Source organism: Pseudomonadota bacterium, from assembly GCA_027620075.1.
GTDB lineage: Bacteria > Pseudomonadota > Alphaproteobacteria > Rickettsiales > UBA6187 > 1-14-0-20-39-49.
On record JAQCEY010000003.1, the window covers coordinates 225,969 to 241,125 of the forward strand.

Genomic DNA, 15,157 nt, shown 5'->3' on the forward strand with positions numbered 1-15,157 from the left:
GTTCTTCTTTATTAATTTGCAGTTGTGGCATCTTCTTTTTCGGTATCATCATCGGATTGTTTTTTTTCAAAATCAGAAAGATTATTTTCATACAATCTTTCAAACTGAGGACAGTCCCGACTAAGGTTAGCTATCTGTTCATTCATAGGAAGCCCCCTATATTGTTCATCAAGGCGTTCAAGAACAAAATGGGTCATAAAATTAATCTCGCCCTGATCAATATCATCAATATTCTTTATGATATCGCACACTATACCCATTGCCTGATCCTTCTCACCCCGTTTTTCATGGATAAAAGCCGGCATCTGCTTTACCCACATAGGAACATCATCACGCGGAGTTTCGGCAAGTTTATAAGCAAGTCTTAATGCCCAATCCTTATCCTTTAGCTTATGGTTGGCAAGATACACTGCCTGACCCATCCACCACCACTTATTATACAGGTCTTTTTCCGCATGCTCCTCCAGATATTGGGCAACATACTTCACATCTGGGGTGTTTTGAGTCTGGCTGAAATAATAGGCTGCTATCGAAGGGACAAAATGTGATTTGGGATCCAGCGTATCAAGAAGTTTAAACCAGTTATAAAGTTTAACAAAGTTATATTCCCGTAGTGCCGTGAACCTGCCGAACGTATCGCCGGCATTTTGTAACTGGAATGTCAGGGTTCTAAAGTAAAATTGTTCATCTCCCAGTGAAATAGCCTTTACCGATTCTTTACTGGGAACATCGGGTACTATAGAAAAATCCGGCTTAAACTTTTTAGTTTCATGCCATAACAATATCTGTACCGTAAGGAATATCACTACAAATATATCCGACCTATAAAAACGTTTTTGTGACATGTTGTTCTACCTATATCAAACCTTTTATTTAAAACTGTTTTCTTTTAAAATCGTACACTGAAACAGATAATAAAAGTAATATGAACACTATTGATTGAACGGGAAATACCCATAAATCCTCTTGCCCAGATACCCCGTATATTATCCACTTGCTTTTTGCAAAAAGATCAAGTCTCGGTAAGACATATGCTACTTTCTCCAGAATGAACTCAAGCACATGTCCGTATTTACCTGCCCCCATCATAGCATTCGGAGCTTCCATAGTAGCTATGAAAAAACCCATCAGGCGTGATATCAGATAAAAACAAAAACTTGATAATACCGAACTAACCGCACTTTTCATTATAAGAGATGCAAGCATTGCAAAAGCGACTATTATGGATATTTCCATTGCAAGACTGCCTGACCATGCCAAAAGCCCCAGCCAGTGTTCGGCAGGAGAAACTAAATTCATACCTATAAGACCCGGCATAAAGAAAATGCTTATTATCAGTATGATAGGAACTATAGAAACAAAAGCAAGGAAACAAAAGCCAAGCCAGTATGCGATAACGAACCGGCTCCTTGAGATAGGCTTGGATAATATAGATTCCACCTCACGGTTATCAAACGACCTGCGGACATGGAAGCACACGAACACTATCAGACCTGTAACGATAATGATGCGGCTTGAGCCGGCAAAATATGCCATAGACATCTGCCCTTGTTCTACCAAAGCCGTGTTACCGACAAATACGGAAAAACCGTACGCCATTAAAATTACGGCACATAGACCTATAAACAACAAATCCCTAGATGCGGTAAGGATTGTGTACTTAATTATAGTTTTCATCAGATTACCACTAATTATGATTACGTATCTTGCGTAATAATAGTTAGTATATGTAAAAATGCAATTCTTAATTGAGAATTGCATAGAAACGACAAATTTACTAATATAAGTTGGAATTATATCCTTGGTTATATTAGTAAATTGTCAGTTTTTTCTAGAATGCAAGCGGACGAGAATCTTTCGGTACGAATGTGTTGTAATAATTTTTATCGTCTTTATGTATGCTACGGGTATCATTATTTTTGATTATTGTAGCTTTTATGAATATTACCGTTTCAACAGTGCTGGTAGTTTGAACCTTGCTTTTGAACAGATTACCGACTATAGGGGCTCTGTTCATGAAAGGTACGCCTTTATCCTCGCTGCTTTGTATATCCTGCATAAGACCGCCTATAACCATTATTTCACCGCTTTTTATCTTCAACACGGAATCCAACTCCCTTATCTCCACTATCGGAATATTGCTTTGAATAGAAGGTACGTTGTTACGAGCCGCAATGATGGCTACACCGGGGTCTGACACGGTATCGGTTATCCTTGAAAGAGTAGGACGAACATGCATAGTAATTTCATTAGTATCTAAATTGATAGACGGTTGCAGCGTAAGTATAACCCCCACCGGTATAGTGTTTGATTCCGAATCAATAGTAAGAGTAGTGCTTGTTCCACCTGCACCGTCATCTTCCTCTTCTTCCTGAGCTTCAATAGTGAAATATACCAGATTTTCGGCGAAGCTCAGTACTGCCTGTTGATTATTCATAGCATTTAACCTAGGGCTGGACAAAGTCCTTGTTACGCCGAATTGCTCGGTAAAGCTTATAGCCTTAGTTAAGCTTGATGCTCCTGAGTGAGATGCACTTATCGTGAAGAAATCGGCAGTATTGCTTATAGCAGCGTCAAAGTTGCCTGTTATCGAAAGCGAACCCTCGTTACTCAGGTAACTCCAGTCAACACCGCTGCGATATTGTTCGTCAAGAGTTACCTCAACAACCTTTGCCTCAATTAAAACTTGTGTAGATACTTGTTTACGAACTTTTTCTAAATAATCCTTAATACTTTCATGCTGCTTGTTAGTAGCAATAACAGAGATTACACCTGCCTGTCTGTTCAATTGTAAAGAAGCAGAACCGTCAGATGCCGCTGCGGTGGTATCTTCAAATCTGGCGGTAGATAGTATATTGGTTTGTTGAGTGAAATTTAATATGTTGGTTACGGCCTCCTCAACAGATGTCCAAACATCAGCCTCGGATGACTGGGTAGTGCTGCTTGCAGAGCCGGAAGGCAGTTCTGATTCGGAACCACCCAGACCTTGAGTGTCAACGCTTATACTGCTTTCAGAAGTTCTTGTCATATTAAGGAAATCTACCTCATAATCCATTTTATACGGAGTGTCCCTTTCAACTCTCATTATTCCGTCTTTAACACTATACCTTAAACCTCCGAGAGCAGAAACCTTATCGATTACCGTGTTGAACGGTTTGTCTTTAACTCTCAATATTATACCGCCGTCTATCCTTGGGTCTATCTCCATATCTACATCGGCAAGACGTGATAATTCTATAAGCACGTCCTTTAAAGGTATATCATCGGTAACTGAAATCGATATAAGTTTGTCGTTCATAACAGATGAAGGTATCGGAGTCGTTAATATATTTGATGCCTCCGGTATAGCCGGCTCCGTATACTCGCTTGAATCATAACCGTAGCTATTGTCATTTTTTGAGCCTTCATAGTTATGTCTTGCATTAAGATTCCTTGCACGATTATTGCGATCGTCACGGTCATTATTTGCGTTTCTTACCTGCGAAGGCTTCAATGAGTCTTTGAGCTGCTGACGGCTAAGCCCTAGTTCGGGATCGATTATCTCGTTATTGGCTCGGTCTATCTCTGCCTGGGTTATTTTCGTCATAGGAATGCACGATGTAACCATGCAAAACGCAGAAAAATAAACTGTTGCTTTGGTGAATGTAATTAATTTTTTACTTAAAAATTTCATCTTCAATACCTTATGAACGCAATTTTGATGCTGTCTACCCTTGTTATTTACCTATTACAGTTTCCTTAACTTATTTTTATCGGTTAGTTTCTACTTGTTTTTCACAAAAATTTTTCTAATAATTATACCTTGTGTCAAAAAGAAACATTACCTCTAAATTCTATTTATACGTTAATTAGGTTAATAAATAGTTAACTTATAATATAAAATTATAACTATTTTTTATTAAAAATTTATTAATTATTAGTTGCTTAGATCGATGTAGCGTCTTTGTAACAAAAAGGGTCGCTTCGGTAATGTTTTTGTTTTAAAAGTGCGTCGTTTTGTGTCCTGCCGGAAAATTTTAGATTGATAAATTATATAATAACAGTGAAGTGAATAAGGAGAAATATAAAGATAAAATAAATATTTTTTTCCCAAAAGTGAAAAAAAACATAAAAAACAGAACCGATAATAAAGTTAAATGCCATATATAACTGTTAAGGTTAACAAATAAGAAAATGACAAAAACAAGATGTGCAGCCTCATTTGGAAAAATAGTTCCTTTTTTAAAGGAATCAGCTAATACATTGGCAGATTTTATTATAATAAAGGCAAAGACGGGTAATATAAGATAGTCGGCTATGTCGGATACTGCGGAATATTTGTACAAAATAGCCGCAGGTATCATGCAGCCTAGCACCTGATTTGATATCTGTTTTTTTTCAAGAAGTATAACAAGTGAAATCACAATACAAACCGTCATTAATGTAAGTGACAGAGTTTGAATTGTAAAACCGCTCTTCCAATAAAAAGCCGCAAATAAAGATCCCATAACCAATTCTATCGCCGGATATCTCCGGTGAACCTTTGCTCGGCAATAATGGCACTTCCCTTTGTTGAAAAGCCATGAAAAAACAGGGAACAGGTCGATTATGCCTAATTTGTGGTTGCATTTGGGGCAATGTGACGGTGTGAATATTAATTCTTCACCAAGCGGTATCCTATGGCTTGCCATAGTGGCAAAGCTGCCGAACAATAAACCGAACATAAAGGCCAAAGCCGTACCAAGTTGCCGATTATCAATAATTTCCATTTTGCCTTATATATAATTAGTGATTATTTAAAATTCTCGCCCACGACAAAAATAACCGATGCTCGCTATTTCAATTAAATAAATATATTGAATATTATTTTTTCTGTTCAAGTGCAAGTTGCTTGTGCTAGAGTGTTTTTGTACTTCACGTTTTATAGTGAATTTTTATATGTATAATGTTTGAACTTTTCAATGATTATTAAAAGGTGTTGAAAACTTAGAAGCCTCCCCAACCCTCTCCCTGCGGGAGAGGGTTGGGGAGAGGGCGATACATGCAGGTATAAAAAATACTTGCGAGTTTTTACCCCTCACAAAAACACTTCGTGTTTTTAACTCTCCCTCAAGGGGAGAGTAGTTTTTTAACTTTTGCAGAGGATTCTATACTTTATAACAAGGAAATTGTCGCAACTAATTATGTTACAGAGAATATTTAACTTTTTGCAAAAAATGTGTTACAATGTAAGTCTTGAACATAGGGTTGAACTATGAGATTATCGGACAAATACCGTAGTAAAGGTTTCTCTCTTGTAGAGTTGGGTGTATCACTTGCTATTATAGGCATGATAGTAAGCAGTGCCATGTCCGTAGCAATCACAAATGATTTTGATGTCAAAAAAAATGAAACCGAAGCTAAATTAAACAGGATAGAAGAGGCATTGGCAGGATATGTATCCTTGAACCACAGGCTTCCATGCCCTGCAAACGGTGCTACTACCATTGCAAACACGGCATTCGGTCAGGAGGGTGTCGTAGGACCTTCTGCGGCTCCTGCCATCTGCCCTAACTCAAACTTCACAGCAGGTACATGGAATAATATAGGGGTGGTTCCTGTTGATACTTTGCAATTACCCGATGATTTTATGTTTGATGGTTGGGGAAGAAGGTTTACATATGTGGTTGATAGAAAATACGCAAATAATGACGTAACTAACACATCCTGCCCCGATACAAGTACTAGATGTTTTGTAATGAGCAGCGACCCGACCATAAATATAAATCAGTCATCGGGACGACGCATAACCACAAATGCCGTATATGCTCTAATCAGTCACGGTGAAAATGGGCATGGTGCATTTACTAAGAACGGTAGTGCAACAAGGTTGAACGGCTTTCCGGTCGGCAATCCTTACAGAGATGCAACGGCATCCGCCGATGAGATAAATAACTCGCATCTTTCAAATGCGGGAGCTGAGGGAACGCATGATGAGGATTATGTCGTAAGAGAATATATCAGAGTTGATAATAAAGCTGCTGCTGCCGCCGCAAGGATATATTTTGACGATATCTTGCGGTATAAAGAAAAGCATGTTTTGGTTAAAGATGCAGGGGCAATAATATTTGACCCTATATGTGTCACTTCCGGTGATATAGTCGATAGTCCGGGTAATAATCAATGCACGGGGGCTTCGGGGGAAGATGATTGCGAATCATTTGCCGTAGAGATATATAAAAGGTGTTTAAAGTAAAATAGATTTGTAAAATGAATTATAAAAACAAGCAGTTTGGATTTTCACTAGTCGAGCTATCGGTGGTTCTTGCCGTAATAGGTCTTACCATAAGCGGAGCACTTGTTATTGCTACCAAAAAAACAATATCCGACAAGATAGAAGAAACTAATTATAAAATGGACAAGATTGAAAATGCAATGGACGCATATCTTGCACGCCACGGCAGGCTTCCTTGTACGGCAGACGGTAGTCTGGAAAAAAGTAATGTTGATTTCGGATGGGAAGATAATATACCGACAATCAACGGTGTGAATGGTGAATGTGACAAAAGTAACTACGATGATGCCGGTAGCGTTTATTACGGTGGCGTGCCTACCAAAGACCTGATGATATCAGATGAGTTCATGTTCGATGGTTGGGGAAGACGCTTTTCTTATGCTATAGATGCAAGGTTTGCCCATAACGGCCCTGATTTTCAGGGTAGTGGGGGTGATCCAGATTGTAGCACTGCAAGTCAAGGCTGCACGAACCCTCTTTGTGATGATTCGGGAGCAGGTGCGAACAGTGCTTGTTTTAGATATCAGGCCACCGGATCTATAACGGTTGAAGATGCATCTGGACAAGACCGTACTACTGAAGCGGTTTATGTTCTGATAAGTCACGGTAAGAACGGTTTAGGTGCATGGCCGAACTTTGGCGGTGCTACTTTAACCGCACCTACTGATGCGAATGAGCGTGAGAACGCTGGAAATGACGAGGGTGCTTTTGACACTACTTTCGTACAAAAAGATACAACAACCGCTTTCGATGATATTGTAAGATACCGTACAAAATGGCAGATAATGGAAAATGCCGATATGATAGATGACTTCGATATATGTATTTCCGCTAAAGATGTCGTTGAAGTTGCTAATGGCGGTACGGGTAACTTAACCGATTCATGCAGCGGAGTAGTTGATCCTTCCGTCTGTCAGGGACTTGCTGCCCAAGTCTGGTCATGGTGCCTTGATATGTGAGTAGCGGTAAAGATTATTTTATTGAACACTCCATGCTTATTGCGTAAATTCTTTCTTAACAAATATGTCCTTATGTATTATTGTTCTGTGCAATAATGAATTTCAAGGCTATTTTATGAAATATAAGCGTGTTTTATTAAAGCTATCGGGTGAATCACTGATGGGCAAAGGAAACTACGGTCACGACAGGGAAACCATTGAAAGGATATGTTACGATATAAAACAGGTGCATGAAAAAGGAATTGAGGTATGCCTTGTGGTCGGCGGAGGCAATATATATAGAGGAGTTTCTGCCGCAGCGATAGGAATGGAAAGGGCAAGTGCCGATTATATGGGAATGCTTGCAACCGTTATAAACGCTCTGGCATTGCAAAATGCTCTTGACGGAATAGGAGTGCAAAGTAGGGTGCTTTCGGCTATACCGATGACAACCGTATGCGAGCCTTATATCAGACGCAGAGCGGTAAGGCACATGGAAAAAGGACGTGTGGTGATATTTGCCGCAGGTACGGGTAATCCGTTCTTTACAACCGATACGGCAGCATCACTTCGAGCCGTTGAAATGGGCTGTGATGCTATGCTCAAAGGTACTCAGGTCGACGGAGTATATTCGGCAGACCCTAAAAAAGATAAAAAAGCCAAACGCTATGATGTATTGACTTATAAGGAAGTTCTGACTAATGATTTGGAAGTTATGGATGCCTCTGCCATATCATTGGCACGTGAAAATAAAATCCCGATTCTGGTGTTTTCTATTCATAGCAAAGGGGCTTTCGCAAAAACCGTTTCCGGTGAGGGAATATTTACAATAATCAGGGAGAAGAAATAATGTCACAAGTAAGCATAAATGATTTAAAAAAACGTATGGAAGGAGCGATTGGCTCACTGCACCATGACCTCAAAGGGTTGCGTACGGGTCGTGCTAATGCGGCATTGCTGGATCATGTTAGCGTTGAAGCGTATGGTTCGAAGATGCCGCTTGACCAGTTGGCTACAGTTAGTGTGCCGGAGGCAAGGTTGTTAAACGTACAGGTGTGGGACGCATCAAATGCTAAAGCCGTTGAAAAAGCCATTTCAAATGCGGGCTTGGGTCTTAATCCGCAAACTGACGGTAATGTTATAAGAGTGCCTCTGCCCGACCTGAGTGAGGAAAGAAGGAAAGAAATGGTGAAAATAGCCGGTCAATACGCTGAAAAAGCAAGGGTGGCAGTGCGTAACATAAGACGTGACGGTATGGACAACGCAAAGAAAATGGAAAAAGACGGCGATATATCAAAAGATGAGCAGCATGATATAGGTGAGAAAATACAAAAGCTTACAGATGACTTCATTAAAACTATTGATGATACTTTGTCCACAAAAGAAGATGATATAATGGCTGTTTAGTGTTGAGTGGTTTTATATTGAATAACGCAATGTTCTGTAAGCGGTAGAGTAATTAATATGACCTGACACCAACATTTAACACTGATAACTATATGATGAAGGCTGATAGAAAAATGGAAAATGAATTTCCTCCCGTTCATATCGCTATAATAATGGACGGCAACGGTCGTTGGGCAAAGCAGCGTAATATGCCGAGAATATCAGGTCACAAAAAAGGTGCGGAATCTGTCAGGGAGGCTATAGAAGCGTGTATAGAAAAATCTGTTTCCCACCTGACTTTATACGCTTTCTCATCAGAGAACTGGAGCCGTCCGGTAGATGAGGTGGAAGGGTTGATGGAGCTGCTTAACTATTATTTGGGTAAGGAGCTAAAGCAGTTAAACGAGAAAAACATCAAACTTAACATTATCGGTGACAGAACTCTTCTATCTGATAAAATAAATGCGAAAATACAACAAGCAGAAGAGCTGACAAAAGATAATAAATCGCTGTGCCTGACTATAGCCCTTAGCTATGGCGGTCGTCAGGAAATAGTGTCGGCAGCTAAAAAGATAGTAAGCAACGTAATAGAAGGCGGTCTTGATAAAGATAAGGTAGATGAGAAAGTTTTTGAAAGCTTCCTCTATACGTCGGGTATTCCTGATCCCGACCTTCTTATAAGAACAAGCGGAGAAAAACGCCTTAGCAACTTCCTTTTATGGCAGTTGGCATATACCGAGTTGTTTTTTATAGATGTTTTATGGCCAGATCTTAAAAAACAGCATATATTAGATGTTATAAATGATTTTACAAAAAGAGAGCGGCGTTATGGAAATTCCTAAAATATCTGCAAATCTGAAACATCGTATAATATCGGCTGCCATTCTTGCCCCGTTGGTTTTGTTGATATTGTGGACGGGCGGAGCTTTTTTCAGTACGCTGGTGGTGCTTATGGCGGTTATAATGTCGTTCGAGTGGAAAGGGATAGTTGATAACGTACCTGAAGGCGGCAAAAAACTTGATGAAAAACAGCAGAAAATATGGACGGCAACCGGTGTTATGTATGTTTCTGTATTTGCCTCAAGCCTGTTGTTGCTAAGAAATGTTGAAGGCGGTGAGGATCTGGTGCTTTTTATGCTGCTTTTGGTATGGTCTACCGATATTGCGGCGTATTTTTCCGGCAAATTGATAGGGGGGGCGAAAATATGCGTGAAGATAAGCCCTAATAAAACATGGGCAGGTCTTCTGGGCGGAATGGCTGCCGCAGCACTGATAGGGGGGATTGCCCATTTTATATTTAACGTACACAGTTTTACGGTAATGTTCATAGGCGGTGCATTGATGGCGGTTCTGGCACAGGCGGGTGACTTTTTCGAATCATGGGTGAAACGTAAATTCGGTGTTAAAGATAGCGGTAATATAATTCCGGGTCATGGCGGTGTTATGGACAGAATGGACGGATTTGTAACCGTTTCGACAGTGTTTGCGTTTCTGGTTCTAATAAATGGCGGTAGTTTCTTGCAATGATATCAGATGATGCACCGGATTCTATAACTATACTGGGTTCTACCGGCTCAATCGGTTGTAACACCGTAAAGGTAATAAGCGAGTCGGATAAAAAATATTCCGTGACGGCACTGACGGCTAATTCAAACGTAGAGCTTTTAGCAAAACAGGCAAAGGAACTAAGAGCAAAATATGCGGTAATAGCTGATGAGTCTTTGTATGGTGATTTAAAAAGACTACTTGCAGGTAGTGATATACAAGCATTGGCAGGATTCGGTGAGGTAGCAAACGCCGCCTCTATAAAAACTGATATAGTTATGTCGGCGATTGTGGGTGTGGCAGGACTTGTGCCTACTATGGAGGCAATAAAACAGGGAAGTAAAATAGCCCTTGCAAATAAAGAGTGCCTAGTCTGTGCCGGCGGTATCATGACCGATGCGGTAAAGCAATATAAAGCCTCCCTTATTCCTGTTGATTCGGAACATAATGCCATTTATCAGGTGTTCGATTTTGATAACCCGCAAAATGTTTCCAAAATAATACTTACAGCGTCAGGAGGACCTTTCAGGACTTATACCAAAGAACAGATGACCTCGGTTACGCCTCAGCAGGCATTAGCTCACCCTAACTGGGATATGGGCAGTAAGATATCGGTTGATTCGGCAACTATGATGAATAAAGGGCTAGAAGTAATAGAAGCATATTACCTGTTCCCCGTCGAAAAAGAGCAGATAGATGTTGTCATACATCCTGAGTCTATTATTCATTCAATGGTGGAATATCATGATGGTTCGGTGCTGGCACAGCTTGGCACTCCCGATATGTGTACGCCTATCGGTGTTGCATTGGCATGGCCTCAAAGGCTTAAGATAAATACACAAAAGCTTGACCTTACAAAGATAGGGAGCCTTACTTTTGAAGAGCTTGATAATAACAGGTTTGAAGCTGTAAAACTTGCTAAACAGGCATTGCAGGAAGGAAGCATGATGCAAATAGCATATAACTGTGCCAACGAGGTGGCAGTCGAACAGTTCCTGAATGGAAATATAGGATTCAACGATATAGTAAGAGTTACAAAATCAATAATGGATTCTGTAAAATCCGGTAGTTTACAGAATATTGATGACGTGTTATTAGTGGTAGACGAGATAAATAAAAAAACAACATCGCTAACAAGTAAAATCGTAGCTTGAGGTTTTGATTTTTTATAAATTTCGTTGTAAAGTTAAACTCCTTAAATTAAAAAAAGTTATAAATTATGGTTCAAAGTCACGCCGCATTAGAAACTTATCTGGCACCATTAAAAGAATTGTTCGAAGAAGATGGAGTCGCAGAGATATCAATCAACAGACCCGGAGAAGCATGGATTGAGAAGCGCGGCGATATGTACATGGTAGAGCTTCCGGAGTTTGATTTTGAGCATTTAAAAGGTCTTGCAAGGCTTATTGCACAATCAACTGAGCAAAAAGTAAGTGAGGAACGCCCGCTTTTATCGGCAACCCTTCCTAACGGATTTCGTATTCAGGTGGTGTTCCCTCCTGCAGCGGAACCCGGACATGTAATTATGTCAATTCGTAAAGGCTCTACACTTAACTGGAACCTTGATGACTATGAAAAAATGGGAGCTTTCTCGCACACGGCAGTAGATGAACAAGACGATCCGCATGATAAAGAACTATCTGAATTGCTTGATAAAAACGAAATAAAACAATTCATGATAAAAGCTATTCAGTATAAGAAAAACATTATCATAAGCGGTGGTACTTCAACAGGTAAAACGACATTTACAAATGCTTGCCTAAAGGCAATCCCTGCCGAAGAACGTCTTATAACCGCAGAGGACGCACGTGAGGTTATTCTTGATCAGCACCCTAACCGTGTACACCTTCTTGCCTCAAAAGGAGGGCAGGGACGTGCACAGGTAACTACACAGGATCTTATTGAAGCCTGCTTACGTCTGCGTCCCGACAGGATAATCGTGGGAGAGGTTCGTGGTGCCGAAGCATTCAGTTTTCTGCGTGCTATCAATACCGGACACCCCGGTTCTATTTCAACACTGCACGCAGATACGCCGCAGATGGCTATGGAGCAGTTAAAGCTAATGGTTATGCAGGCGGGGCTTGGTATGCCTCCTGCCGAGGTAAGGCAATATATCTCGCAGGTAGTTGATATTGTGGTACAGCTAAAAAGAAGCGGTAAAGTACGTCATATTTCGGAAATATATTTCAAGAACAGACACCGCAAAACGGAAGAGGAATAATGTCCGAATTATCAAGAGCATTCAGGAATTTTGTTGCAATATCATTTGTATTTTGCGTGGTTCTGGGTATTTGCCTGACGGTTTCTGCATTTTTAGTAGTAATACTGGTTGAGGAAGTAAGAAGCGTTAGGTTTACAGGTGATATTATCGCAGATGTCGGTTATTTCTGGGGGCGGTTCATAGAATATTGGAAAGTCTGGTGGGATAATAAATACACTTTAAAGCCACTTGACGGTATAGTGTTATCAAACGGTAATATAAGTAAGTTCTTTGTAATAAAACTTTTTGCCGCAACTATATTCCCTGTTATTTCGATGGGTACTCTTATATTAATATTCAGGGCGCCGTTAATGGACTGGCGACCTTTCAGGAAAAAAGAGTCATTACACGGTGATGCTAAGTGGGCAACCGATAAAGATTTAGAGAAGGCAGGCTTACGTGCTAAGAAAGGAGTGTTGTTAGGCAAGGATAATAAAGGGAACTTTCTGGTAGCAGGAGGCTTTCAGCACGCTTTGCTATTTGCTCCTACCGGTTCGGGAAAGGGTGTTGGATTCGTTATACCTAACCTGCTTTTTTGGGAAGATTCATGTTTTATTCACGATATTAAACTGGAAAACTATGAGCTTACAAGCGGGTGGAGAAAAGAAAAATTAAAACAGAACGTATATTTATGGAACCCTGCCGACTCAGACGGCATAAGCCATTGCTATAACCCTTTGCAGTGGATTAGCCTCAAGCCCGGACAGATGGTTGATGACGTACAGAAAATAGCTAACATATTGCTTCCCGATACGTCGGATTTTTGGGAAAGTGAGGCAAGAAGTTTATTTACGGGGATAGTGCTGTATTTGTGTGCCGTACCTGAGAAGGTACAGTCTTTCGGGGAGGTAGTCAGAACCTTGCGTAGTGACGATGTGGTTTATAACCTTGCGGTGGTGTTAGATACCATAGGAAAAGACATTCACCCCGTTTCATATATGAATATAGCTTCATTCCTGCAAAAGGCAGACAAAGAGCGTTCGGGCGTTATATCGACATTGAACTCCAAGCTAGAGCTTTGGGCAAACCCGCTAATTGATACCGCTACCGCTACAAGCGATTTTAATATCAGTGATTTTAAAAGGCAGCCTACGACGGTGTATGTAGGGGTGACTCCCGATAACTTAAAGCGTCTGCAACCTTTATTGCAGGTGTTCTATCAGCAGGCAACCGAATTCCTTGCCCGTTCCATACCCACCGCAGAGGATAAGTATGGCGTTTTATTTATGATGGACGAGTTTCCGACACTTGGAAAAATGGATCAGTTCAAAGCAGGTATAGCATATTTCCGTGGATATAAATTAAGGCTTTTCCTTATCGTACAAGATACCGAGCAGCTTAAAGATATTTATGAGGATGCGGGAATGAACTCGTTTCTTTCTAACTCTACATACCGTATAACATTTGCCGCAAATAACGTGGAAACGGCAGAACTCATCTCTAAAATGGTAGGTAACAAAACGGTTGAACAGGTTTCTGCGAATAAACCCAAGTTCCTTGACCTTAACCCCGGTGCACGTTCCCTGCACGTTTCGGAAACACAAAGAGCCTTGTTACTTCCACAAGAGGTTGTGAGTCTGGATAGAGATCTTCAAATACTTCTGATAGAGGCAAGCCCTCCTATAAAATCTAAAAAGATAAAATATTATAAGGATTCTTTCTTCACTAAGAGGTTATTACCGCCGATATTTGTTCCGACACAAGAACCTTATGACCCTAGAAAACACGGCAAAAAAGCAGTTCAGGAACAACAGGAAGTGCAAGAAGAGGAGCAAGCGGCTTAGTATTTCGAGTCACCGTCAATATACCCTTCTTCATATTCTTCCTCATCAAGCCCGTCTAATTCGGCTAAGTCATCAAATAACTCGGAAATTGAATTTCCCCCACGTTGCTGATTATATAAGGTTTTGTCAACACAAGCGTTAAAAATATCAGTAGGGTTGTCATCGGCTATAAGCTGAGTGTAGCATACTGTTAAGGTTGTATTAAACTCGCTTCCGTCAAATAAAGCGATAGTTTCAGAGGATATGTTATCTATTATACGGTTTATTATAACGTCTTTGGCACTTTGTGTATTACAATCAAGTAAAACCAGACCGATTACCTCGTTTTCAATATGTGCCGCAATATCCTCATTACGGCATGTTTTCTTAATAATGTCCGTGTATTTATTTATAACTTTAGATACGGTCATTTCATCATGCTTTGCAAGCTTTGAAAAATTATCTATTCCAAGTGTTACGAATGTGACTTCAATAGGATCTTCGGCAATAAATTTATAGGCAGTGTTATATGCGTGCATTAAAGTGCTGATATCATTAGAACCACGCCCGTTCATTTCAGAGGCTATCTCATTTTTTAGCTCCTCAATTTTCTTGGTAAGCCTTATATCCCTTAATAATATCTCATAATCCTGAACTGTCGGATTTTTAGATGTTAGATAAAATATCTTCATGCTAACTTCTATTTTTTTGCCGTTCTTATTTTTTACCTGAAAATTAGGTATCTTTCTTGCAACCGAGGCAAAATCATATGAAGGATCTTCAAACTCAATATTTTCTTCGAGAGATTCATTTATCCTTTCGGGTAAAAGTGAAGCAATCCTGCCTCCGACAAGTTCTTCGGGCTTATATCCTGTTAATTTTTCCGCAGCAGGGTTCATACCGACAACTTCAACAACTTTATTATTGTTATGCTGCCTGATGGTTATTAGTGCGTCACCCTTCCTTTTAGCTGATAATGTAGTTTCCATTTATTAATCACTTTATCTTTAAT

General features: G+C 40.1%; 14 protein-coding genes. 9 read left to right on the forward strand and 5 right to left on the reverse strand.

All coding sequences use genetic code 11. The annotated features are described in order from the left end of the window. Positions 1-11: 11 nt before the first annotated feature. The 4 genes from O2942_06615 to O2942_06630 all read right to left on the reverse strand — a co-directional run bounded on the left by O2942_06615 (position 12) and on the right by O2942_06630 (position 4,748). Positions 12-845 carry a hypothetical protein gene (locus tag O2942_06615; protein ID MDA0781922.1) on the reverse strand — a complete coding sequence of 278 codons (834 nt, stop codon included), beginning with the start codon at positions 843-845 and terminating at the stop codon, positions 12-14. Positions 846-873: 28 nt separating this feature from the next. Further along, positions 874-1,677, reverse strand: a complete 804-nt coding sequence (locus O2942_06620; GenBank protein MDA0781923.1) for a hypothetical protein — start codon at positions 1,675-1,677, stop codon at positions 874-876. A gap of 154 nt (positions 1,678-1,831) precedes the next feature. After that, on the reverse strand, positions 1,832-3,586 hold the full coding sequence (locus O2942_06625; protein MDA0781924.1) for a hypothetical protein: 1,755 nt from the start codon (positions 3,584-3,586) through the stop codon (positions 1,832-1,834). Between the two features lie 430 nt (positions 3,587-4,016). Continuing rightward, entirely contained in the window at positions 4,017-4,748 is a 732-nt protein-coding gene (locus O2942_06630; protein ID MDA0781925.1) for a prepilin peptidase, read from the reverse strand. Between the two features lie 485 nt (positions 4,749-5,233). Between O2942_06630 and O2942_06635 the strand changes: the two genes are divergently transcribed. The 9 genes from O2942_06635 to O2942_06675 all read left to right on the forward strand — a co-directional run bounded on the left by O2942_06635 (position 5,234) and on the right by O2942_06675 (position 14,166). Beyond that, positions 5,234-6,214, forward strand: coding sequence for a type II secretion system protein (locus tag O2942_06635; GenBank protein ID MDA0781926.1), 981 nt, complete (start codon positions 5,234-5,236; stop codon positions 6,212-6,214). A 14-nt stretch (positions 6,215-6,228) separates the two neighbouring features. Beyond that, positions 6,229-7,212, forward strand: coding sequence for a type II secretion system protein (locus O2942_06640; protein ID MDA0781927.1), 984 nt, complete (start codon positions 6,229-6,231; stop codon positions 7,210-7,212). 115 nt (positions 7,213-7,327) lie between these two features. After that, on the forward strand, positions 7,328-8,041 hold the full coding sequence (gene pyrH / locus O2942_06645) for a UMP kinase (GenBank protein ID MDA0781928.1): 714 nt from the start codon (positions 7,328-7,330) through the stop codon (positions 8,039-8,041). Next, on the forward strand, positions 8,041-8,598 hold the full coding sequence (frr, locus tag O2942_06650) for a ribosome recycling factor (protein MDA0781929.1): 558 nt from the start codon (positions 8,041-8,043) through the stop codon (positions 8,596-8,598). The genes pyrH and frr overlap by 1 nt, the downstream gene beginning before the upstream one ends. 113 nt (positions 8,599-8,711) lie before the next feature. Next, positions 8,712-9,419, forward strand: a complete 708-nt coding sequence (locus tag O2942_06655; protein MDA0781930.1) for an isoprenyl transferase — start codon at positions 8,712-8,714, stop codon at positions 9,417-9,419. Then, on the forward strand, positions 9,379-10,104 hold the full coding sequence (locus tag O2942_06660) for a phosphatidate cytidylyltransferase (protein MDA0781931.1): 726 nt from the start codon (positions 9,379-9,381) through the stop codon (positions 10,102-10,104). Before O2942_06655 ends, O2942_06660 begins: the two co-directional genes overlap by 41 nt. Then, complete coding sequence (gene dxr / locus O2942_06665; protein MDA0781932.1) at positions 10,101-11,276, forward strand: 1-deoxy-D-xylulose-5-phosphate reductoisomerase; 1,176 nt, start codon at positions 10,101-10,103, stop codon at positions 11,274-11,276. Before O2942_06660 ends, dxr begins: the two co-directional genes overlap by 4 nt. A gap of 65 nt (positions 11,277-11,341) precedes the next feature. Continuing rightward, positions 11,342-12,343, forward strand: a complete 1,002-nt coding sequence (gene virB11 / locus O2942_06670; GenBank protein MDA0781933.1) for a P-type DNA transfer ATPase VirB11 — start codon at positions 11,342-11,344, stop codon at positions 12,341-12,343. Then, positions 12,343-14,166, forward strand: a complete 1,824-nt coding sequence (locus O2942_06675; protein ID MDA0781934.1) for a type IV secretory system conjugative DNA transfer family protein — start codon at positions 12,343-12,345, stop codon at positions 14,164-14,166. The genes virB11 and O2942_06675 overlap by 1 nt, the downstream gene beginning before the upstream one ends. On the opposite strand, the gene O2942_06680 is transcribed toward O2942_06675, so the two are convergent. After that, a complete protein-coding gene (locus O2942_06680; protein MDA0781935.1) occupies positions 14,163-15,134 on the reverse strand; it encodes a PAS domain-containing protein in 972 nt (323 codons plus the stop codon). The two genes, O2942_06675 and O2942_06680, sit on opposite strands and share 4 nt — an antisense overlap. Between the last annotated feature and the right edge of the window lie 23 nt (positions 15,135-15,157).